This is a genomic window from Methyloversatilis sp. NSM2 (genome assembly GCF_038066675.1).
Lineage (GTDB): Bacteria > Pseudomonadota > Gammaproteobacteria > Burkholderiales > Rhodocyclaceae > Methyloversatilis > Methyloversatilis discipulorum_A.
Genome location: NZ_JBBUKV010000001.1, coordinates 663339 through 685926, shown reverse-complemented (window position 1 = coordinate 685926; position 22588 = coordinate 663339). Strand labels below are relative to the sequence as shown.

Genomic DNA, 22588 nt, shown 5'->3' with positions numbered 1-22588 from the left:
CAGCCCGGCCGCCCCCGCCCCGGCCTGCGCCGGTGCGGCTTATGCTGTAGCGCCCCGTTCTGGAGTGACAACGATGCGCATACTGATACTGGGTGCCGGTGGCATTGGCGGCTACTTCGGTGCCCGACTGCAGCAGGCCGGTGCCGACATCACCTTCCTCGTGCGGCCGGCGCGCGCCGAACATCTGCGCGAACACCGGCTGCGCGTGTGGAGCCCCTTCGGCGACCTGCAGCTGACGCCGGATCTTCTGACCGCCGTCGACACCCCTTTCGACCTGGTGCTGCTGTCGTGCAAGGCCTACGATCTGGCGTCCGCACTCGACGCCATCGCACCGGCGGTCGGGCCGCAGACCGTCGTGCTGCCGCTGCTCAACGGCATCGCCCACCTCGATCTTCTTGACGCGCGCTTCGGCCGCGAGCGGGTGGCGGGCGGCGTCGCCCACCTGGCGCTGACGCTGGACGAGAGCGGCGGCATCCGTCATCTGAACGCCAGCCAGCGCCTCATCATCGGCGCCCGCCACGCGGCGCAGTCGGCAGCCATCGAGGCGCTGGGTGCGGTGCTTTCCGGCATCTCGCCCGACTACACGGTGTCGGCCGACATCGAGCAGGACATGTGGGACAAGCTGGTGTTCATCGCCACGCTGGCCGGCGCCACCTGCCTGATGCGCGCCTCGATCGGCGACATCCTCGACACGCGCGCCGGCCGCGCGCTGATCGAAGGCATGCTGGAGGAAGGTGCTGCGGTCGCCACCGCCTGCGGCCGCGCGCCGGCCGCGCAGCGCATGACGGGCTACCGCGCACAGCTGACCGAGGCCGGCTCGACCCTCACCGCCTCGATGCTGCGCGACGTGCTGCGCAGCGCACGCACCGAAGCCGATCACATTCTCGGCGACCTGTGCAGGCGTGCCGACGCACAGTCGGTGTCGGTGCCCAAGCTCGATCTGGCCTGCTCGCACCTGCAGGCTTACGAGGCGACGCGGGCACGGCTGTCGGAATCGTCCGGCTGATCGCCGGACGCCGCCTGCCTAAGATGCAGCCGGTCCGTCACCTTCTCTCCCTCTCCGATGCCCCAGTCCTCTCCTTCCGCCGACGCACCGCTGTTCATCGTGCTCAACGCCGGTTCCGGCAGCAGCGACGCCGAGCGCACGCGCGAAACCATCGAATCGGTGCTGTCCGGCGTCGGTCGCGCGCACCGCATCCTCTACGTCGAGGACGCGCGCCGGCTGCACACGGTCGCCTGGCAGGCGGTGCAGGAGGCGCGTATCCAGAAAGGCATCGTGGTCGCCGCCGGCGGCGACGGCACGATCAACGCGGTGGCGCAGGTGGTGGTCGGCAGCGGCGTTGCATTCGGCGTGCTGCCGCAGGGCACCTTCAATTACTTCTCGCGCGAGTACGGCATTCCGGCGGATACCGCGGAGGCGACGCGCATGCTGCTGACCGGTCGCATACGGCGCGTACAGGTCGGCTGGGTGAACGAGCACATCTTCCTGGTCAATGCCAGCCTCGGCCTCTATCCGGCGCTGCTGGAGAACCGCGAGGAATGGAAGCAGCAGTTCGGTCGCAGCCGCATCATCGCGCTGTGGGCGGGCCTGGCCACACTGCTGCGCGGACATCGCCGGATGACGCTGGAAATGGAACACGCCGGCCGGCTGCGCACGCTGCACACCTCGACACTGTTCGTCGGCAACAACCGGCTGCAGCTCGAACGGATAGGCGTCGACGAAGCGACGGCGCTGGACGAAGGCCGGCTGGCCGCGCTGGCGCTGCGCCCGACCGGCCGGCTGGCCATGCTGTGGCTGCTGGCGCGCGGCGCCTTCGGCCGGCTGGGCGACGCCGACGAGGTGCAGAGCTTCAGCTTCGAAACGCTGCGCCTCAGCGTGTTGCGGCGCGGCCGGCGCGGCGGACGCATCAAGGTCGCCACCGACGGCGAGGTCGGCTGGATGCGCACACCGCTCGAGTTCCGCGTCATTCCCGATGCGCTGCCGCTGATCGTCCCGGCCGACGGTGCGGACGGATGAGCGCACTGCTGCTGCAGATATCGGACACCCATTTCGGCACCGAGCGTCCGCAGGTATGCGACGCGCTGCGCCGGCTTGCACACGCGCAGCGCCCACAGGTGCTGCTGCTGAGCGGCGACATCACGCAGCGCGCACGGCGCGCGCAGTTCGCCGCCGCGCGCGCTTTCGCCGACAGCCTGCAGATCGCGCAACGGATGGTGTTGCCGGGCAACCACGACATTCCGCTGTTCAACCTGCCGGCACGCCTGTTCGCCCCCTATCTCGACTACCGCCGCGCCTTCGGGCGGGCGCACGACGCCGTGCTCGACGCCGACGGACTGCGCCTGGTCGGTCTCGACAGCACCCGGCGGCTGCGTCATGTCGACGGCCAGCTGTCGGCGGCACAGATCGAGCGCGCAGCCGGCTGGCTGGAACAGGCACCGGCGGGCGTGCTGCGCGTGGTCGCGCTGCACCACCCGGTGGCGGTCACCCGCGCCAGCGAGCGGCACAACCGTGTGCACGGTCATGCCGAAGCGCTGCGGCGCTGGCTGGAGGCCGGGGTGGATCTGGTGCTGGGCGGACACATCCACCTGCCCTTCGTGCGCCCGCTCGACGGCAGCGGACGCGCCGGCTGGGCGGTGCAGGCAGGCACCGCGGTATCGAGCCGCACGCGCCGCGACGCCGGCAATTCGGTCAATCTGATCCGTCGCCGCACGCACGCGGGGCGCCCGATCTGTACGGTCGAACGCTGGGACTACCGCAGCACCGCCGGCGAGTTCGAAATGGCAGCGCTCAGTGCGCTGCCGCTCGGCAACTGACGCTCGCACACCCATGCACGCCTCTCTGAGCACGCCTGCACTGCTGGCCGAAGCGGTCGCCGCCAACCTGCTGCCGCTCTATTTCGCGCTGCTCGCCGGCGCACTGGCACTCGCCGCCTCGACGCTGCTGTCCTGGCGCCGGCTGCGCCCGGGCGGCGCGGCATCGGCAGCGCGCATCGCCAGCGCCGGGGCGCTGGGCGTCGGCATCGCGAGCAGCGCCTTTGCCCTGATTGCGGCAGCCATGAGCAGCGGTCACGCGCTGACCGAATTCGACGATGCGCTGGTCACCGCGCTGAGCGCCACGCAGCCGGCGGACACGCTGCGCGTGTTCGCGCGCCTGACCCATTTCGGCGACACGGCGACGCTCACCGCGCTCGGCATCGGCGGCACGCTGCTGCTGGCCTGGCGGCGACACCTCGTGCTGGCAGCCACCTGGGCAGCGGCCATCGCCGGCAACTCGCTGCTCAACGTATCGCTGAAGGCGCTGTTCGAGCGTGTGCGGCCGGTGCACGACCACGGCTTCACGATCGAAACCAGCTGGAGCTTTCCGAGCGGCCATGCATCCGGCACGGTGGCCGCCTGGGGCATCGCCGCCTACGTGCTGCTGCGGCTGCTGCCGTCGCGCTGGCACCTGCCGGTGGTACTCGCGGCGGTGGCCATCGCCCTCACCACGGCGGTGAGCCGAGTCGTGCTGCAGGTGCATTTCGCCAGCGACGTGCTGGCCGGCATGGCGTCCGGCGCGGCCTGGCTGACGCTGTGCATCACGCTGTCCGAGTTGCTGCGCCGACGCGTGCCGTGAAAAGATGCTCCCGCCCTGCTGCCCCGGAGACCCCGCATGATCGACACTTCACGCTTCGACGCCGCCTGGTGGGGCGGTTTCATCGGCGACGCGCTGGCGATGCCGGTGCACTGGTACTACACGCGCAACCGCATCGCCGAGGACTACGGCGACATCACCACCTATCTGCCGCCGCACAACCCGCACCCGGACAGCTTCCTGTGGCGCAGCGAGTACACCTGCACCGGCAGCACCGACGACATCCTGCACGAGCAGGCTCGCTGGTGGAGCGGCCCGCGCGACATCCACTACCACCAGTTCCTGCACGCCGGCGAGAACACGCTGAACGTGCGCCTCGCCATATTGCTGGCCGAGTCACTGCTGGCCTGCGGGCGCTATGACCGCGACGACTACGCGCACCGCTACACCGATTTCATGCTGACACCGGGCATGCACGGCGACACCTATGTCGAGGAATGCCACCGCGCCTTCTTCCGCAACTACGGCAAGGGGTTGGAGATCGACGACTGCGGCAGCGTGGACATCCACATCGGCGGGCTGGCCACGCTGGCGCCGCTCATCCTGTTCCACGCCGACGACCGCGATGCGCTGCGCGATGCGGTCATCCAGCATGTCGACCTGACGCACAAGGGCGAGGAGATGGCCGCTGCGGCGGCGCTGTATGCCGACCTCGCCTTCCATCTGCTGCACGGCGCGACGATCGACGACGCGCTGTCGCGCGCCGAACCCGCCAGCCACCCGGCGCTCGCGTTCCCTTACCGCGACTGGGCGGCGACGCGCGCGGACGACGACGTGATCGGGCGGCAGTTCACCCCGGCCTGCTATCTGAAGGACGCGCTGCCGGCGACGCTGCATCTGGCGGTGAAGTACGGCGGCACGCCGCGCGACGGACTGCTCGCCAACGTGCGGATGGGTGGCGACAACTGCCATCGCGGCGTCGTGCTCGGCACGCTGCTCGGTGCAGCGAACGGCATGCCTGCGCTGCCGGCGGAATGGGTAAGCGGCCTTTACGCCGCCGCCGACTGCCGGCGGCTGCTGGAGGCGTTGCGCGCCCGTATGAGCTGAGCTTCAGGCCAGGACGGCGCGATTGCGTCCGGCCTCCTTGGCCGCGTAGAGACGCTCGTCAGCGGTGCGGAACACGTGCATCAGTTCGTCGTCGGCAGCATCGATGAAGGCGCCGCCGACCGACGTCGTCACCACGCCCCAGTCGGCGTTGCGCTCGTGCGGAATGGCCAGTCCGCGCACTTCGGCGATCACCGTTTCGGCGATGCGCTCATACACCGGCTTGCTGGCCACCGGCATCAGCACCGCAAATTCCTCGCCGCCGTAGCGGGCGGCGAAGGCGCCCTCGGTCAGGCGTTCAGCGTTGAAGCGCTCGACCACGCCCGACAGTGCCTGCGCGACCGCGCGCAGGCAGTCGTCGCCAGCCAGATGGCCGTAGTGGTCGTTGTATTTCTTGAAGTGGTCGATGTCGAGCATCAGCAGCGCGAAGGGGCGTCCACTCTCGCGTGCCTCGCTCCACGCCAGATCCAGCGTCAGGTCCATGTGCCGTCGGTTGCTCAGACCGGTCAGTCCGTCGCGGCTGGCCTGCTCCTTCAGCAGCCGGTTGGCGACCGACAGGCGCTTTCTCAGCGCGGCGATGCGGGTCATCGCCTTCATCTTCGCCTGCAGCACCGCTTCCGGCACCGACTTGACGATGAAGTCGTCGCCGCCAGCCTCGATCGCGGTGATCAGGTTTTCCTGCGTGTCGGACGCGGTGAGGAAGAGGATGGGCGTCCACGCCCAGTCCTGCGTCGCTTCGATCGCACGGATGCGCGCAGTCGCCTCGAAGCCGTTCATCACCGGCATCTCGATATCCATCAGGATGAGGTCGGGCGCGAGCTGCGCGAACTGCGCCACCGCGGCCTCGCCGTGCTCGGCCACCGTCACCTCGTAGCCGAACGACGCGAGCCGCACCGACATGACAGCCGCCATGGCGCGACTGTCCTCAACCAGCAATATCTTCATGTGTTCCCCGGAGAAGCCGATTTCTTTTTCTCGTTGTGAACACTATTTCGGCTACGCCGCCCGGCGCTTTAGGAGGAAAAATTACCCTCGCCGCCCCCGGCCAGCGCCTGCGTCAGCGCCGGTACCGCCTCGAAGATGTCCGCCACCAGCCCGTAGTCGGCGATGCCGAAGATGGGCGCGTCGGCGTCCTGGTTGATGGCGACGATGACGCGTGAATCCTTCATGCCCGCCACGTGCTGGATGGCGCCGGAAATGCCCACCGCGATGTACAGCTCGGGCGCGACCACGCGGCCGGTCTGGCCGACCTGGCTGTCGTTGCCTACGAAGCCGGCGTCGACCGCGGCGCGGCTGGCGCCGAGGGCAGCGTTCAAGGTATCGGCCAGCGGTTCGAGCAGGCGGCGGAAATTGTCGGCGCTGCCCAAGGCACGACCGCCTGACACCACGACGCGCGCGCTGCCCAGATCCGGGCGCCCGCCCTGCACGCGCTGGCGCGCCACCAGGCGCGAGCGGGCCGGATCGGCGGCGGCCGGCAGCGGCAGCACGGGGCAGTCGCCGCCGGTTGGCGCCGCGGCAAAGGCGGTCGCGCGCACGGTAAGCACCTTCAGCGCATCGAGCGACTGCACGGTGACGAGCACGTTGCCTGCGTAGATCGGGCGTACGAAGGTATCGGGCGATTCGATGCGCACGACGTCGGTGACCGGCGCCACACCCAGCCGCGCAGCCACCCGCGGCAGCAGGTTGCGGGCAAAGCCGCCGGCCGCGGCGACCACGTGCGTGTAGTGACCTGCCGCATCGGCGAGCACCGAGCGCAGCAGTTCGGCCAGCGGCTCGGCCAGCTGATCGGCGTAGTGCGTGGCTTCGGCGTGCAGCACGCGGGCAACGCGGGCGATCCGGCGCGCCTGTTCGGCCACGGCGGCGCAGTCATGACCGGCCACCAGCAGATCGATCTCGCCACCGAACTGCAGCGCCGCCGTCACTGCATGCAGCGTGACCGGGTGCAGCTCGGCGTTGTCGTGCTCGGCAATCACCAGGGTTCTCATCGCGTCTCTCCTCAGATCACCTGCGCCTCGGCGCGCAGGCGTTCCATCAACTGGGCCACGCTGGCTACGCGCACGCCCGGTGTGCGCGCCGGCGGCGGCGCCATCCGCAGCGTGCGCAGGCGTGGCGCGACATCGACACCCAGCGCCTCGGGCGTCACGTTGTCGACCGGCTTCTTCTTCGCCTTCATCAGATTGGGCAGCGACACGAAGCGCGGCTCGTTCAGGCGCAGGTCGGTGGTGAGCACCGCAGGCAGCGTCAGCGCCAGCACTTCGCTGCCACCGTCGATCTCGCGCGTCACTTCGACGTGGCCGTCACCGGGCAGCAGCTTCGACGCGTTCGTCGCCTGCGGCCAGTCGAGCAGCGCCGCCAGCATCTGGCCGGTCTGACCGGCGTCGTCGTCGATCGCCTGCTTGCCGCAGATCACCAGTTGCGGCTGCTCGCGCTCACACAGCGCGTGCAGCAGGCGAGCCACGGCCAGCGGCTGCAGTTCGGCCGCGGTTTCGACCAGCACGGCACGATCCGCCCCCATCGCGAGCGCGCTGCGCAGCGTGTCCTGGCAGGCGGCGGCGCCGCAGGACACGACCACCACCTCGCTGGCGACGCCGGCCTCCTTCAGCCGCACCGCCTCTTCCACCGCGATCTCGTCGAACGGGTTCATCGCCCGCTTGGCGCTGCCGATGTCGACATCGCTGCCGTCGGCCAGCACGCGCACTTTCACGTTGTGATCGACCACCCGCTTCACCGCCACCAACACCTTCATGACTCGCCCTCCTCCAGCTCGCGCAGATAGGCCCACGGATAGATGCCGCGCCGGTGGCCGTCGGAGAACACGAGGTTCAGGCCGGCGTCCGCCATCGCGTGTGCCTCGGTCAGCACGACACCGCTGCAATCCGGCGCCGCGGCGCCGGCGCGCGCCGCCTTTGTGCAAAAGGCGCAGCGGCAGCGGGCGCGCAGCAGCGCGTGCGGCAATGCGCTCTCGCTGCCGTCGTCCCATTCGATGCGCAGCAGGCGCGAGGCGCTGTGCACGGTGACCGACCGCGGCAGCGCATTCACAGCATCGCTCCCACGCCTTCGGCGCCGACATGCCAGTCGTGCCCGGCCAGTCCGCCCTCCTTCAGCTCACCGCCCATCGCCGCGAGGCTTTCCTCGCGGATGAGCGCCTTCAACTGGCGGTGCAGCGCGAGGAAGGTGGGCGACGAAGTCATGTCGGGCGTGCGCGGACGCGGCAGCGGCACCGGGATTTCCGCCTTGATGCGGCCGGGGCGCGCGGTCATCACGTAGATCTTGTCGGACAGGAAGATGGCTTCCTCGATATCGTGCGTGATGAACAGCACCGACAGCTGCAGCTGCTGCCACATATTGGTCAGTATTTCCTGCATCACCACGCGGGTCTGCGAATCGAGCGCGCCGAAGGGCTCGTCCATCAGCATCACCTGCGGGCTGGTGGCGAGCGCGCGGACGATGCCGACGCGCTGCTTCATGCCGCCGGAAAGCTGGTCCGGATAGTGATTCTCGAAGGACAGCAGGCCGGCCAGGCCGAGCAGCGTGCGCGCCTTCACTTCGCGCGTGCTGCGGCTCACGCCCTGCATCTTCAGGCCGAACTCGACGTTCTGCCGCACGCTGAGCCAGGGAAACAGCGAGTACTGCTGGAACACCACGCCGCGGTCGGCACCCGGCGCCGTCACCGCACGGCCATCGACCGTCACCGTGCCCTCGTCGGCACGCAGGAAGCCGGCGACGATGTTCAGCAGCGTCGATTTGCCGCAGCCGGACGGTCCGACGATGGATACGAACTCGCCCGGCTTCACGTCCAGCGACACGTTCTTCACTGCGTCGAAGGGCACGCCGTTCTGCGTGAAACGGATGTTCACGTCGCGGATGTCGATGTGGCCGGTGGCCGATCGGGTCTGTACGGTCGATGCATTCATCGCGAGTTCTCCTTTCCACTGCTGGCCTGCCAGGGCATCAGCACGCGGCCGAGCAGGCGGATGACACCGCTGCAGGCCAGTCCGAGCACCCCGATCACCAGCATGCCGATGACGATGTTCGAGTACTCGATCAGCGAGTACGCCTCCCAGGTGAAGTAGCCGACGCCGTACTGACCGGAAATCATTTCCGCGGCGATCAGCGACACCCAGGCCACGCCCATGCCCACCGCCAGACCGGTGAAGATGTGCGGCATGGCGCCGCGCAGCACCACCTGCGTCATCAGCGCGAACTCGGTGGCACCGAGACAGCGCGCCGCCCGCACCAGCACCGCATCCATCGTCGCCACGCCATGCACGGTGTTGAGCAGGATGGGGAAGAAGGCGCCGATGAAGGTGATGAACACGATGCTGGTTTCGGTGGTCGGCCACAGCATGATGGAGATCGGCACCCAGGCGATGGCCGGGATCGGACGCAGGATTTCCATCGCCGGGAACAGCAGGCTGCGCACGTGGCGGTAACGACCGATCAGCAGCCCCAGCGTCACGCCGAGCACGGTGGCGATGGCGAAGCCCAGCATGATGCGGCGCAGGCTCAGCATCACGTGCGTCGTGAAGCCCTTGTTGCCGAACAGGTTCATCGCCTCGCCGAACACCTCGACCGGACCGGGCACGTTGGTGAAGCGGATGTAGAACACCCAGCGATGGGTGGTGGCCAGGTGCCAGAAGCCGATCAGCAGCACGATGGACAGGGCACCCAGCGCCCAGGTCGGCAGTTCGCGGCGCAGCGTGCGCCCCAGCCGCTGCGCCGGGGTCAGCCGGAGCGGTGCGGCGGCAGCCGGGGCGGCAGGCGCCCCGCCGGGCACCGCGACCGGCGCCACCGCGCGCACCGGCGCCGGTGCGTCGGCCGGCACGGCGTCCGGCGGGGCGGCGTCATCGATCGAGTGCATCCTCATGACGGTCGACATGGCTCATTTCCTCACGGTGGCGACGGCAAGTGCGTCGGCGTAGCTGCCGAGCTTTCCGCCATGGGCGGCGGCGTGCGCCTCGGCGTCCTTCTTCAGCAGGAAGGGCGTGATGGCCGCACCGCCCTTGCCGCCCAGCGAGTAGAAGGCCTTGTCGGCGAACAGCTTGATCTTGAAGCTCTGGTCGAACACGAAGGCCACGCCGACCTTCTTGCCCGCCTTGGTCGCCGCATTGACCGCGGCCAGCGTGCATTCGGCCGATTTGTAGGCAGTCAGCGCGCCGCCTTCGATCCACACCTCGCCGGCTTCGCGCGGCTTGTCGATGCTGCCGCCGCACAGCGGGTCGGTACCCCCGATTTCGTAGCTGGCGAAGCTCGCCTTCTGCTTGGCGTAGTCCAGCCCCAGTTCCTTGTAGGCCTGCATCAGGTAGGACTCGTCCACCCAGGCGTCGGCGTCGAACTCCTTCACCCGGCCCATGCGCTGCAGCACGCCGTGGTCGTACTTCACCGTCTCGACCCACTTCGGCTTGATGGTCGGGTCCAGCGTATGCACGCCGCCCGGGCCGAGGAACATGTAGGCCACTTCCTTCTCGACCCGCGTCCATTCCTCGATCTTGGTCGCCGCCTCGACCGGGTTCTTGCGCACCCAGTCGTTCGCCTCCATCAGCGCCTTGATGTAGGCGACGACGAACTCCGGGTATTTCTTCGCGAAGTCCTCGCGCACGACGACGCCGTGGAAGGTGGGCACCTTGGTTTCGACGCCGTCGAAAATCTTGCGTGCGAAACCTCGGTAGGGCAGCAGCTCGGCGAACGGCACGAAGTCGGCGTGGCCATCGATGCGCTTTTCCTGCAGGCTGGAGGTGCCGACTTCCGGGCTCTGGCTCGACAGTTCCCAGACATCGCTCTTCCAGCCCTTGTCCTCCATCGCCTTCAGCAGCATGCCGTGCGCGGCCGAGCCGAAAGGCACCGACACTTTCTTGCCCTTCAGGTCGGACAGCTGGTAGTAGGGCGAATCCTTGTGCACCACGATGCCGTTGCCGGCGCCGTCAGCGTTGTAGGCAATCAGTGCGATCAGCCGGCTCTTCGTTTCCGGGCTGGCCTGGAAGGTGGCGCCATTCACCAGCAGCGGGTAGTCGCCCATCATGCCGATCTGCAGCGTGTTGGCCACCATGCCGTTGGTCACCGGCGGGCCGGAGGTGAAGTTCTGCCACTCGAACTTGAACTGGATGTCCGTGTACTTGCCGGTCTTCGGCAGGTGCTTCTCCAGCAGACCCAATTCCTTGATCACGATGCCGCCGGTCACCGTGTTGGTGGTGGTGTTCTGCGTGCCGATGCCGACGGTGACGACCTCGGCCAGTGCGCCGGTGGCACAGCAGCCCAGGGCTGCGCCGAGCAGCAGTGCGCGGGTCGTGCCGGTTACGCGACCCAGGGTCTTCTTCATAACGTTCATGGCTTCACCTCTTCCTGTCAGTTCAATGAATGAATCGAAGATTTGCTGCGTGCTTGCTGTGTGGGTGGCCGGCGCTCAGGCGCTCTCGAACAGGTAGTGCTTCTTGTCCTTCACGTTGGCCCACTCGTCCGCGTCGGGCAGCGGATCGCGCGCCGCGGTGATCAGTGGCCATTCGTTGGCGAGTCGGGCATTGATGGCGACGAACTCGACCTGGTCGGCCGGCAGATCCTCTTCGGCGAAGATGGCTTCGGCCGGGCACTCCGGTACGCAGACGCCGCAGTCGATGCAGGCCGCCGGGTCGATGACCAGAAACTCCGGCCCCTCGTGGAAGCACTCGACCGGACAGACCGACACGCAGTCGGTGTACTTGCAGCGCACGCAGGCTTCGGTGACGACGAAGGTCATGGTGTTCTCCCTATTTCTGGGCCAGCGAAATGGCGGTCAGCGCGAGGCGGGACAGCTTGCGCACGTCCGGGTCGGCGTCGTCGAGCGCCTTTTCCAGCGCCGGGATGGCGCGCGGATCGGCCAGTTCGCCAAGCGCGATGGCCGCTTCCTTGCGCAGGTTGCCTATCGGGTGGGCCAGCGCATCGACCAGCGCCGGCAGGGCCGCCGCCGCCTTCAGCAGACCGAGGCTGCGCGCTGCCTTGACGCGCACCTGCCAGTAGTCGTCCTGCATCGCGCGGATCAGGTCGGGCACCGCCAGCGCGAGCCGCAGCTTGCCCAGCGTCTGCGCCGCCTCGTCGCGCACCATCCAGGCGACGTCGGTCAGCGCGCGGGTCAGCGACGGCAGCACGCTTACCTCGCTCGAATAGCCGATGGCGCCGATGGCGATGCGCCGCACTTCCGGGTCCGGGTCGCGGGCGGCGATCTCGGCCAGCGCGCCGACCGCCTCCGCCTTGCGCAGATAACCGAGCACGCCCACCGCCTCGCGGCGCACCGCGGCGTCGCTGTCCTTCAGCGCCTCCATCGCAGGTGCGAAAGCGGCATCGACCCGCAGCGCGCGCACCGCGCGCAACGCCAGCATGCGCACTTCGGCCGTGTGGCCGCTGAGGAAGGGAATCAGCGGCGCGGCGGAGGCGCTCTCCTTCAGTTCCGACAGCACCTCGCCGGCGGCCGCCCGCACCGCCGGGTCGGCGTCGAGCAGCATCGGCGCCAGCGCCTCGACCACCTCGGCGTCCTCGTAACCTTCGAGCGCGCGCACCGCTTCGGTCCGCACGGTGGCGTCGGCGTCCTTCAGCCGCGGCAGCAGCAGCGGCACGATGTCGTCCTCGTCGCCGTAGGGCAGGTCGATCACCGCCAGCCGGCGCACTTCGGCGTCGGGGCTGGTGAGCCGCTCGACAATGGAACAGGTCAGGGTATCCATCGTCGGCTCCTCAGCGCAGCAGATAGGGAATCGACACGCTGACCGCGCCGGTCGGGCAGTCGGTCTCGCACGGCAGGCAGTACCAGCACTCGTCGAACTTCATGAAGGCCTTCTTGGTGAGCATGTCGATGGCCAGCACGTCGAGCGGGCACACATCGACGCACACGGTGCAGCCCTTCTCGGCAATGCATTTGTCGTTATCGACACTCACCGGCACCTGGGTCGGCGTAGCAGCTATGGTCATGGCGAACTCCTTGATGGATGTGTCGGTGGAATCAGGCGGCTTCGGCGTTGCGGGCAACGCGCAGGCGCTGGTAGGCGCTGCGTTCCTCGTCGTCGATCGGCACGACGTAGGGCTCGATCGGCTTCTTGCGCATCTGCATGCGGCCGTCCTCACCCTTGCTCAGCAGCGTGTGGCAGAACCAGTTTTCGTCGTCGCGCTCGGGGTGATCGACGAAGTAGTGGTAGAGGCCCCAGCGGCTCTCGGTGCGGAACAGCGAAGCGCGCGCGGCCATTTCGGCGCAGTCGAGGATGGAGTGCGCTTCCATCGCGCGCATCAGCTCGTGCGGGTTGGCGGCGAACATCGCTTCGGTGTCCTCGCGGATCTCGTCGAAGCGGCGCAGCGCGATCTCGTACTTGCGAGTGATCTTCGGCGGCTGCAGGTAGTCGTTCACCAGGCGGCGCGTCTTGTATTCGATCTGGAAGGGCGTCAGGCCATCGGTGCGACCGAGCGGCGCCAGGATGCGCGCCTCTTCCGCCGCGACGTCGCCGGCATCGACCGCGCCCAGACCGTGTTCGGCGCAGTAGGCGGCAGCGTTCTCGCCGCACAGCCGGCCATAGACAAAGGCGCCCAGCATGTAGTTGTGCGGCACGCTGGCGCAGTCGCCGGCCGCGTACAGGCCGGGCACCGAAGTCGCGCCACGCGCGTCGGTGTGGATGCCGGAGGCGCTGTGGCCGCTGCAGAAGCCGATTTCGGAGATGTGCATCTCGACCATCTGCTTGCGGTAGTCGTTGCCGCGCTTCTCGTGGAAACGGCCGCGGCTCGGGCGTTCGTTGGTGTGCAGGATGTGCTCGATCTCGCTGATGGTTTCTTCGGCGAGGTGGTCGAGCTTGAGGAACACCGGGCCGTTGCCGCCTTCGAGTTCGTTGTAGAACTCCATCATCATCTGGCCGCTCCAGTAGTCGCACTCGATGAAGCGCTCGCCCTTGGAGTTGGCGGTGAAGCCGCCGAACGGACCCGTCACGTAAGCACAGGCCGGGCCGTTGTAGTCCTTGATCAGCGGGTTGATCTGGAAGCACTCGAGGTTGGCCAGGTCGGCCCCGGCGTGATAGGCCATCGCGTGGCCATCGCCGCAGTTGGTCGGGTTCTCGTAGGTGCCCATCAGGTAACCGGAAGCCGGCAGTCCGATTCGACCGGCGGCGCCGGTGCTGAGTACCGCCGCCTTGGTGCGGATGACATAGACGTCGGCGGTGCGGCAGTCGAAGCCCATCACCGCGACCACCTCGCCGCTTTCGCCGGTCAGCACGCGGGTGACGACGACACGGTTGGTCACCTCGACGCGCGCCTTCTTCAGCTGGCGGTAGAGGATCTTCTTCATGTGGTGGCCTTCGGGCATCGGCAGCACGTAACTGCCCAGGTGATGCACCTTGCGCACCGCGTAGTCGCCGGTTTCGTCCTTCTCGAACTTGACGCCCCAGCGGTCCAGTTCGTTGATCATGTCGAAGCTGTTGGCGGCGTAGGCCATCACCGCTTCCTGGTCGACGATGCCGTCGTTGGCGATGGTGATTTCCTTGACGTACTGCTCCGGCGTCGCGTGCCCGGGAATGACGGCGTTGTTGAGACCGTCCATGCCCATCGAGATGGCGCCCGAGCGCTTCACGTTGGCCTTGTCGATCAGCAGCACGCGCAGCTTGGGGTTCTTCTCCTTGGCCTTGACGGCGGCCATCGGGCCGCCGGTACCACCGCCGATGACGACGAGGTCGAATTCCATGTCGATGCGTTTCATGTTCTCTCCTTGATTTGGGGCTGCACTGTCGCGCCGTGGCGCGCCGTTGCGAACGAAGAATTCCTGCGTTGCTTTCCAGCGGTGGATCAACTTCGGTCTATGCGCAGGCGGTACTGGAAGGCATCGCCGCGGTAGTAGAGGAATTCGAAATCGATGGGCCGGTCGTCAGCCCAAGTCAGGCGCTCGATGCGCAGCAGCGGCGAGGCCTCGGCGATGTCGAGATGACGGGCCAGCGACTCGTCGGCCGAGATCGCCTCGATCTGCACGTCGGCGTGCGTGAGGTTGCGGCCGAGGTCGTTTTCGAGAATGACGAAGATGTCGCGCGTGGCCAGGTCTTCCTGGGTGAGCCGCTCGCCGATGTCCGGCGGGAAGTAGCTCACGTCGACCGAGATGGGTTCGCGGTTCAGGTAACGCAGGCGCTGTATCTCGAACACCGGCGCCTCGGGCTTCAGCTGCAGCCGCTGCGCCACCACGGCACTGGCGGCGACCGGCTTCGCGCTGAGCAGCAGCGAGTAGGTTTCGTAGCCGGAGGTGGACATCGCCTCGCCGAAACCCTGCAGCCGCGACAGGCTCTGGAAGGCCTTGGGCTTGGCAACGAAGCTGCCCTTGCCCATCACCTTGAAGATGAGCCCCTCCTTCTGCAGGTCGCCCAGTGCCTGCCGTATCGTGATGCGGCTGACATCGAATGCCGACATCATCTGGCTTTCCGACGGCATCTGCGAATGCGGTGGGTAGCTGCCGTCGAGAATGCGCCGGCGCAGGATTTCGCGGATCTGCGTGTACAGCGGCATCTGCGATACCGGCGACAGCGCGTCCTCGACCTCCGCCGCGCCCGGGGGCGCGATCTGCTTGCTGTGGGGTGCCATGTTCGAGCTCCTGTTCAAGAACCTGTTATGACGGGTCATGTCATGCAAAGTCAGTGCCAATTTTTTCGCTCCGCACAACATGTTCAGAAATCGTTGATTTGACTGCGGTTTACGACGACCAACCGCTTCAGCACCGGCTGTCGGACGCACCGCATTGCTGCACCGCGACAGTGCCCTGCACCAGTGCGACCGCATGCACCGGCCAGGCTGCGAGCGCGCCGGTCGCCATCAGCAGGCACAGCACGACGCGACGGAAATGACGCGGGTCCAGCCACCGGTAGAGCCGCTCGCCGAGCAGCCCGCCGCCGTGAAAAAGCGGCGCCAGCAAAAGCCCCTGCAGCAGCAGCGACAGGCCGAACATGCCCGACAGCACGATGGCGATCAGCGCCAGCGGGTAAAGACATCCGAAATAGACGAGGAAGCTCGCGCGCGCCCGGTGACTGTCGGTTTCGACGCCCAGCAGATAGAGGATGGCCGGCGGTCCGCCGACACCGCCGAAGCCGGTCAGCACGCCGCTGAACAGACCCGCAGAGATCGACCCCGCCTGACTGCGGCCACGCACCAGACGGGCGCCGGTCAGCAGCACCGCCGCACTGGCGATCACCGCGACGCCGATCACCTGGCCGAACAGTCGTGCCGGCAGCACGCTCACCAGCCACAGTCCGAGTGGAATGCCGGCACAGGCAGCACCCAGCATCGGCAGCAGCACCCGGTGATCGACCAGCCGGCGCACCGACGGCGTCAGTGCGTGCGTCAGCGGCAGCGCGTTCAGCAGCGTCACGATGCACAGCGTGTCGCGCGCCGACGCCACCGTAGAGAGCAGCGGCGCCATCAGCAGCGCGGCACCGAAACCGGTCATGCCGCGCAGCACGCCACCTGCGATCACCGCGCCGGCGATCACCGACCAGCTCGCGAGCGCGCGGTCCGGCCACAGCGTGTTTAGCAGCGAAGCATCCAATCGGTTCTCCCCGGCGGGACGGACCACCTGCGAATTCGGCAGCGTCCGCGTCCAACCTGTCATGACAGGTCATGTCGAGCAAAAGCCGGACCAGTTCGCGCACACGCCACGCGCCGGTCGTCAAACCCTTTGCCGTCGCGGCTTCCGTCAGTGCGTGGCGGTTCGTGTGCAGCACCGCGACAGCCCGGCACGGTGCGCCGGCCTCGGCGACGCCCTGCTTGCGTGCGTTCATGCCAGTGCTCCGAGGCTGACCAGGCCAAAGCCGGCAAGCAGCAGCCACAGCCACAGCAGCGCGGCCAGTGCCCACACGCGCCAGCCGGCATGCGCCATGTCGGCCAGCCGCGTGTTGGCACCGAGCGCCGCCAGACCGACCGCGAGCAGCGCCTGCGCGGCTTCCGCTCCGGCGGCCTGCAGCCGCAGCGGCAACTGCCCCGACGCGTTGAGCGCCATCATCACGACAAAGCCATACAGGAAGAGCGGCACGCCCGGGCTGCGCAGCGTCGTGGCGCCCGGCGCGCGCAGCCCGGCGGCGATCAGCATCACCACCGGCGCCAGCAGCATCACGCGCATCATCTTCTCGACCAGCGCGCTGGCCGCCGCCTCAGGTCCGGCCGCGGCAGCGCCGGCGACGACATGGCCCAGTTCGTGTACCGAGAGGCCGACCCAGAGGCCGAATGACGCGTCGTCCAGACCGCTGAGCGGTCGCAGCAGCGGCAGCAGATACATGCCCAGCGTGCCGAACACGACGACCGCCAGCACCGCCGCCGACACATGGCGTGCGCGGGCGCCGATCACGCTGTCGGCCGCGGCCACCGCCGCCGCACCGCAGATCGCGCTGCCGCAGCCGATCAGCACCGCCGCCTGGGTGTCGAGCCCGAGCCGACGGCCCAGCGCGAGAGCCAGCGCCAGCGTGCTGAGCACGATGACCAGCGCCATCGCCAGCCCGCTCCAGCCCACGCTGCCCAGTTCGTCGATGCCGATGCGCAGACCGTACAGCGCGATGCCGGCGCGCATCAGCGTGCCGCGCGCCAGCCGGAATCCATCGGCGCCGCGCGTCGGCAGCGCCGGCCACAGATTGCCGACCACGATGCCCAGCGCCACCGCCAGCGGCAGCCAGCCAAAACCGTGCGCCGACACGCCCGGCACGGCCGACAGCGCCGCCGCGGCAGCCGCAACGGCCACCGACGCGACGAGGCCTGTCGGCAGGCTGGAAGCAGTGAGGGCGGTGGTCGAATTCATGGAGGCGTCGCGGCTGCAGGAAAGTGAGTGCAGCGTAAGCGGCGTGCTATTCATTCTTCTATATCATGCAAATCACCGATCGATTACCTTGGGTAATGCATGAACCTGCATCTTCTGCGCATCTACGTGAAGGTTGTCGAAGTCCAGAGCTTTTCGCGTGCCGCGGAAGCGCTGGATATCACTCAGCCCGCCGTGTCGAAAGCGGTGCGCGAACTCGAATCCCAGCTCGAAACGGTGCTGCTGGACCGCCGTGGCAAGACCTTCCGGCCGAGCGAATCCGGTCGGGCGCTCTATGAGTACGGGCGCAGCATCCTGGCGCTCGAACGCGAGGCGACCGAAACCATCCGCGCCTACAGCTCGCTCGAACGCGGGCGTCTGACCGTGGGTGCGAGCACCACCATTGCCACCTATTGGCTGCCGCCCTTCCTGGTCGATTTCCACGCCCGCCATCCGCACGTCGAGCTGCAGGTGATCAGCGGCAACACGCGGCAGATCGCCGATCTGCTGCTCGATTGCCGGGTCGATGTGGCGCTGGTCGAGGGCGAGGTCGACGACGCGCGACTGAACCGCCGCATCTGGCGACGCGACGAAATGGTCATCATCGCGCCGCGCGACGCCGATCTGCCGACCGGCGGCGTGCTGCGGCCGGCCGATCTGACCGACCACAGCTGGATCGTGCGCGAACGCGGCTCCGGCAGCCGTGCCGCCACCGACCGCGTACTCGACGAGATGGGCCTGACGCCGGCGCGCACCATCGAGGTGGGCAGCAACGAAGCCATCGTGCAGACGGTGGCCGCCGGCCGCGGTCTGGGCATGGTGCCGCGCATCTGCGCCCGCGACCAGCTGGCGCTCGGCCGCATCCGCCGGCTGCATCCGGGCGGTGCCGCGATCCAGCGCACGCTCTACCGCATCCGCCTGCCCGAGCGCCCGATCAGCCCCGCCGCCCTCGCCTTCGAAGCGCTAATCGCGGACACGCACATGGCCACGGACGCGGCCGTCGAATGAGTATCACAGGCCCGAAATGAAGAAGCCGGCTCGCGGCCGGCTTCTTCACTGCATCGACGCGTGGATTAACCCACCCACACCCGCGCGTTCCTGAACATGCGCATCCACGGGCTGTCCTCGCCCCAGTGCGCCGGATGCCAGCTCATCTGCACGCTGCGGAACACGCGTTCCGGGTGCGGCATCAGGATGGTGACGCGGCCGTCGTCGGTGGTGACCGAGGTGATGCCGGCCGGCGAGCCATTCGGGTTGCGCGGGTAGCGCGTGGCGATGGCGCCGTCGTGGTCGATGTAGCGCATCGCGACCTGCGCCAGCGACTGCGCCTGTTCGTCGTCGAACACCGCGCGGCCTTCGCCGTGCGACACGACGATGGGCAGCTTGGAGCCGGACATGCCGCGGAACAGGATGGACGGCGAATCCGCCACTTCGACCATGGTGAAGCGCGCTTCGAACTGCTCCGAGCGGTTGCGCTCGAAGCGCGGCCAGTGCGTGGCGCCGGGGATGATGTCGCGCAGCTGGCTCATCATCTGGCAGCCGTTGCACACGCCCAGCGCGAAAGTATCCTCGCGTTCGAAATAGGCGGCGAAGGCGTCGCGCAGTTCCGGATGGAACAGGATGGACTTGGCCCAGCCGGAACCGGCGCCCAGCACATCACCGTAGGAGAAGCCGCCGCAGGCCGCCAGACCCTTGAAGTCGGCCAGCTTGACGCGGCCGGCCATCAGGTCGGACATGTGCACGTCCTGCGCGTCGAAGCCGGCGCGATCGAAGGCCGCAGCCATCTCGACCTGACCGTTCACGCCCTGCTCGCGCAGGATGGCGATGCGCGGCCGCACGCCCTTGCTGATGTGTGGGCCCCCAGGCGGGCTCAAGCGCCCGCCACCCCCCGAGGGGGTATCGGAAGCTTGGGACGGCCCGGCGCTTCCGATGTACGGCGCAGCAACATCCTCCTGCGGCTCGAAGGTCAGCGCCGCGAACAGGCCGCTGTCGGCGGTGTCGTCGAGCAGCGCGAATTCTTCGCGCGCGCAGTCGGCGTCGTCGCGCAGCAGTGCGATGCGGTGGCTGGTTTCGGTCCACGCCTTCTGCAGCTCGGCGCGCGGCTCGCTGAAGATGACCTTGGCGTTGTGCCAGAGGCGGATCTCGTCGCGGTCATTCGGGCTGCCGATGCCGTGCGTGATGCCGGAAAGACCCGCTTCGCGCAGGATGTCCATCACCTGCGAGCGCTGGTCCACGCGGATCTGGATCACCGCGCCCAGTTCTTCGGCGAACAGCGCGGTGAAGGTGCGGTCGTTGAAGCGGCCGCGCACCGCGTCCGGCTTCTTGGCCAGCGAATCGACGTCGACCAGCAGCGGATCGTAGGCCAGCGTGTCGAGATTGATCGACAGGCCCACCTTAGAGGCGAAAGCCATTTCGCACAGCGTGGCGAACAGGCCGCCGTCCGAGCGGTCGTGGTAGGCCAGCACCAGGCCGGCGTCGCGCAGGCGGTTGATCGCCGGCAGGAAGCGGCCGAGCAGCACGGCGTCGGCATCGGGCGCGTGTTCGCCGACCACGCCGTAGGCCTGCGCCAGCGCCGAACCGCCGAGGCGGTTCTTCATCTGGCCGAGGTCGAGCAGCAGCAGTTCGGTATCGACTTCGGGGTCGATCAGCAGCTGCGGCGTCAGCGTCTTGCGCACGTCCTCAACGCCGGCGAAGGCGGTGATGACCAGCGACAGCGGCGACACCACCTCCTTCTGCGCCTCGCCCTCGCTCCAGCGCGTCTTCATCGACAGGCTGTCCTTGCCGACCGGAATGGCCAGACCCAGCGCCGGACAGAAGTCGAGCGCCACCGCCTTCACCGTATCGAACAGCGCGGCGTCCTCGCCCTTGTGGCCGGCCGCTGCCATCCAGTTGGCCGACAGCTTGATGCGCTCGAAGCTGCGCACGTCTGCGGCGACCAGATTGGTGATGGCCTCGCCGATCGCCATGCGGCCGGACGCCGGTCCGCTGAGCAGCGCCACCGGCGTGCGTTCGCCCATCGCGAACGCTTCGCCGCGATAGCCGGTGAAGCTTTCGGTGGTGACGGCGACGTCGGCCACCGGCACCTGCCACGGGCCGACGAACTGGTCGCGCGCGGTCAGGCCGCCGACCGAGCGGTCACCGATGGTGATCAGGAAGGATTTGCTCGCGACGGCCGGCATGCGCAGCACGCGGTAGGCGGCGTCCTTCAGGTCGTAGCCGGCGACGTCCATCGGCGGCGCGTAGGCCGGGCGGCGCTGCACCGTGCGGTGCATCTTCGGCGGCTTGCCGAGCAGCACGTCCATCGACATGTCGACCGGCTTCGTGTTGAACAGCGGATCGGCCACCGTCAGCTGGCCGTCGGACGTCGCCTCGCCGAGCACGGCGAAGGGGCAGCGCTCGCGTTCGCACAGCGCGCGGAATTCATCGATACGCTCAGGCGCGATCGCCAGTACGTAGCGCTCCTGCGATTCGTTGCACCACAGTTCGGCCGGACTCATGCCCGACTCTTCGCTGTGGATGGCGCGCAGGTCGAACCAGGCACCGTGGCCGGCGCCGTGCGCCAGTTCGGGCAGTGCGTTCGACAGGCCACCGGCACCGACGTCGTGCACGGCGAGGATGGGGTTGTCGTCCTGCATCTGCCAGCAGCGGTCGATCACTTCCTGCGCGCGGCGCTCGATTTCCGGGTTGCCGCGCTGTACCGACGCGAAGTCGAGGTCGGCGGTATTGGTGCCGGTGGTCATGCTCGACGCAGCCCCCCCACCCAGGCCGATCAGCATGGCCGGGCCGCCGAGCACGATCAGCTTGGTGCCAGCCGGGAACTCGATCTTCAGCGCGTCACGCGCGGCGATGTTGCCGATACCGCCGGCGATCATGATGGGCTTGTGATAACCCCGCATCTCGCCCATGAAGGGCAGTTCGAAGGTGCGGAAATAGCCCGCCAGATTGGGCCGGCCGAACTCGTTGTTGAAGGCGGCAGCACCCAGCGGGCCGTCGATCATGATCTGCAGTGCAGAGGCGATGCGCTCCGGCTTGCCGTAGAGCTCGCCGTCGACACGCTCCCAAGGCTGTTCGAAGCCAGGGATGTTCAGGTTGGACACCGAAAAGCCGGCCAGACCGGCCTTGGGCTTCGCGCCACGGCCGGTCGCGCCTTCGTCGCGGATTTCGCCGCCAGCGCCGGTGGCGGCACCAGGGAAGGGCGAAATCGCGGTCGGGTGATTATGCGTCTCGACCTTGGCCAGGAAGTGCATCGGTTCGGAATGCCAGCCCCAGCGGCCGTTGCGATCCGGGTAGAAGCGGTCGACCGGCGCCGTGGTGGCGCCCTCGATCACCGCCGCGTTGTCCGAATAGGCGACCACGGTGTGCTGTGGCGTCGCGCGATGGGTTTCGCGGATCATGCCGAACAAGCTCATGTCCTGCGTCGCGTAATCGATGTTCCAGCTGGCGTTGAATATCTTGTGCCGGCAGTGCTCGGAATTGGCCTGCGCGAACATCATCAGCTCGACGTCGGTCGGGTCGCGGCCCAGCTTGGTGTAGGCGTCGAGCAGGTAATCGATTTCGTCGTCGGACAGCGCCAGACCCAGTTCGGCGTTGGCGCGCTCCAGCGAGCGGCGGCCGTCGGCCAGCGATACGCTGACCAGCGGGCGCGGCGCGACGTGGCTGAACAGCGCGTCGGCGGCGTCGAGCGAGGTCAGCACCGATTCGGTCATCCGGTCGTGCAGCAAGGCGGCCAGCGCTGTGCGTTCGGCATCGTCGGGACCACCACCCAGCAGGCCGCGAGCCAGTTCCAGCTCGTACAGCACGCCGCGTTCGACGCGCTGCACGCTGTCCAAACCGCAGTTGCGGGCGATATCAGTCGCCTTAGACGACCACGGCGAAATCGTGCCCAGACGCGGCGTGACCAGCAGGGCATCGCCCTCGACGGCGGCTGCCGGCTGCGCATTGAGCAGCGCGCACAGCTTGTTCAGCTCGTCGGCCGACGGCCGCGCCGCGCATTCAACGAAGAAATACTGGGTGGCGGTGAGCTCGCGCAGCTTAGGAAGCGCAGTGCGGCATTCGTCGGACAGGCGCGCCAGACGCGCGGCGGAGTATGCGGGCGAGCCGCGGAGCTTGAGGAGATGGGCCATGAAAGGACAGCGGGGAAGTGGGCCGCGCACCTGTGT

At 68.1% G+C, this 22588-nt stretch carries 21 protein-coding genes; 6 read left to right on the top strand and 15 right to left on the bottom strand.

Annotation, left to right across the window (positions count from 1 at the left end):
- Positions 1-73: 73 nt before the first annotated feature.
- From WJU27_RS03130 to WJU27_RS03110, 5 genes are read left to right on the top strand one after another with little or no spacing between them, the layout of a single operon-like run.
- Complete coding sequence (locus WJU27_RS03130) at positions 74-1006, top strand: ketopantoate reductase family protein (protein WP_341421100.1); 933 nt, start codon at positions 74-76, stop codon at positions 1004-1006.
- Between the two features lie 57 nt (positions 1007-1063).
- Positions 1064-2017, top strand: coding sequence for a diacylglycerol/lipid kinase family protein (locus WJU27_RS03125; RefSeq protein WP_020165025.1), 954 nt, complete (start codon positions 1064-1066; stop codon positions 2015-2017).
- On the top strand, positions 2014-2814 hold the full coding sequence (locus WJU27_RS03120) for a metallophosphoesterase family protein (RefSeq protein WP_020165026.1): 801 nt from the start codon (positions 2014-2016) through the stop codon (positions 2812-2814). Before WJU27_RS03125 ends, WJU27_RS03120 begins: the two co-directional genes overlap by 4 nt.
- 13 nt (positions 2815-2827) lie before the next feature.
- On the top strand, positions 2828-3613 hold the full coding sequence (locus WJU27_RS03115) for a phosphatase PAP2 family protein (protein WP_020165027.1): 786 nt from the start codon (positions 2828-2830) through the stop codon (positions 3611-3613).
- A gap of 36 nt (positions 3614-3649) precedes the next feature.
- Positions 3650-4678 (top strand): ADP-ribosylglycohydrolase family protein, encoded by a 1029-nt coding sequence (locus WJU27_RS03110; RefSeq protein WP_341421099.1) that lies wholly within the window; start codon positions 3650-3652, stop codon positions 4676-4678.
- 3 nt (positions 4679-4681) lie between these two features.
- On the opposite strand, the gene WJU27_RS03105 is transcribed toward WJU27_RS03110, so the two are convergent.
- From WJU27_RS03105 to WJU27_RS03040, 14 genes are all read right to left on the bottom strand, one after another.
- Entirely contained in the window at positions 4682-5620 is a 939-nt protein-coding gene (locus WJU27_RS03105) for a GGDEF domain-containing response regulator (RefSeq protein ID WP_020165029.1), read from the bottom strand.
- A gap of 68 nt (positions 5621-5688) precedes the next feature.
- Positions 5689-6660, bottom strand: a complete 972-nt coding sequence (locus WJU27_RS03100; protein ID WP_341421098.1) for an electron transfer flavoprotein subunit alpha/FixB family protein — start codon at positions 6658-6660, stop codon at positions 5689-5691.
- A gap of 11 nt (positions 6661-6671) precedes the next feature.
- Positions 6672-7421, bottom strand: a complete 750-nt coding sequence (locus WJU27_RS03095) for an electron transfer flavoprotein subunit beta/FixA family protein (RefSeq protein WP_341421097.1) — start codon at positions 7419-7421, stop codon at positions 6672-6674.
- Complete coding sequence (locus tag WJU27_RS03090; RefSeq protein WP_020165032.1) at positions 7418-7714, bottom strand: DUF971 domain-containing protein; 297 nt, start codon at positions 7712-7714, stop codon at positions 7418-7420. The genes WJU27_RS03095 and WJU27_RS03090 overlap by 4 nt, the downstream gene beginning before the upstream one ends.
- Positions 7711-8589 carry an ABC transporter ATP-binding protein gene (locus WJU27_RS03085; RefSeq protein ID WP_019917853.1) on the bottom strand — a complete coding sequence of 293 codons (879 nt, stop codon included), beginning with the start codon at positions 8587-8589 and terminating at the stop codon, positions 7711-7713. The genes WJU27_RS03090 and WJU27_RS03085 overlap by 4 nt, the downstream gene beginning before the upstream one ends.
- Complete coding sequence (locus WJU27_RS03080) at positions 8586-9554, bottom strand: ABC transporter permease (RefSeq protein ID WP_296812186.1); 969 nt, start codon at positions 9552-9554, stop codon at positions 8586-8588. Before WJU27_RS03080 ends, WJU27_RS03085 begins: the two co-directional genes overlap by 4 nt.
- 3 nt (positions 9555-9557) lie before the next feature.
- The gene (locus WJU27_RS03075) at positions 9558-11000 is read right to left on the bottom strand and encodes an ABC transporter substrate-binding protein (RefSeq protein WP_341421096.1); all 1443 of its coding nucleotides are present in this window, start codon (positions 10998-11000) and stop codon (positions 9558-9560) included.
- A 75-nt stretch (positions 11001-11075) separates the two neighbouring features.
- Positions 11076-11405 (bottom strand): ferredoxin FdxA, encoded by a 330-nt coding sequence (fdxA, locus tag WJU27_RS03070; protein ID WP_020165035.1) that lies wholly within the window; start codon positions 11403-11405, stop codon positions 11076-11078.
- A gap of 10 nt (positions 11406-11415) precedes the next feature.
- A complete protein-coding gene (locus WJU27_RS03065; protein WP_341421094.1) occupies positions 11416-12363 on the bottom strand; it encodes a HEAT repeat domain-containing protein in 948 nt (315 codons plus the stop codon).
- 10 nt (positions 12364-12373) lie between these two features.
- Positions 12374-12607: a 4Fe-4S dicluster domain-containing protein gene (locus WJU27_RS03060; protein WP_019917845.1), complete on the bottom strand. Its 234-nt coding sequence runs from the start codon at positions 12605-12607 to the stop codon at positions 12374-12376.
- Positions 12608-12638: 31 nt separating this feature from the next.
- Entirely contained in the window at positions 12639-14369 is a 1731-nt protein-coding gene (locus tag WJU27_RS03055) for a fumarate reductase/succinate dehydrogenase flavoprotein subunit (RefSeq protein ID WP_341421093.1), read from the bottom strand.
- A gap of 86 nt (positions 14370-14455) precedes the next feature.
- Positions 14456-15235, bottom strand: a complete 780-nt coding sequence (locus tag WJU27_RS03050) for a GntR family transcriptional regulator (protein ID WP_341421092.1) — start codon at positions 15233-15235, stop codon at positions 14456-14458.
- 127 nt (positions 15236-15362) lie between these two features.
- On the bottom strand, positions 15363-16193 hold the full coding sequence (locus WJU27_RS03045; RefSeq protein ID WP_341421091.1) for a sulfite exporter TauE/SafE family protein: 831 nt from the start codon (positions 16191-16193) through the stop codon (positions 15363-15365).
- Positions 16194-16421: 228 nt separating this feature from the next.
- Positions 16422-17432, bottom strand: a complete 1011-nt coding sequence (locus tag WJU27_RS03040; protein WP_341421090.1) for a YeiH family protein — start codon at positions 17430-17432, stop codon at positions 16422-16424.
- Between the two features lie 99 nt (positions 17433-17531).
- Between WJU27_RS03040 and WJU27_RS03035 the strand changes: the two genes are divergently transcribed.
- A complete protein-coding gene (locus WJU27_RS03035; protein ID WP_341421089.1) occupies positions 17532-18437 on the top strand; it encodes a LysR family transcriptional regulator in 906 nt (301 codons plus the stop codon).
- Positions 18438-18502: 65 nt separating this feature from the next.
- Here the strand turns inward: WJU27_RS03035 and purL are convergent, their stop codons facing one another.
- Positions 18503-22552 carry a phosphoribosylformylglycinamidine synthase gene (gene purL / locus WJU27_RS03030; protein ID WP_341421087.1) on the bottom strand — a complete coding sequence of 1350 codons (4050 nt, stop codon included), beginning with the start codon at positions 22550-22552 and terminating at the stop codon, positions 18503-18505.
- Between the last annotated feature and the right edge of the window lie 36 nt (positions 22553-22588).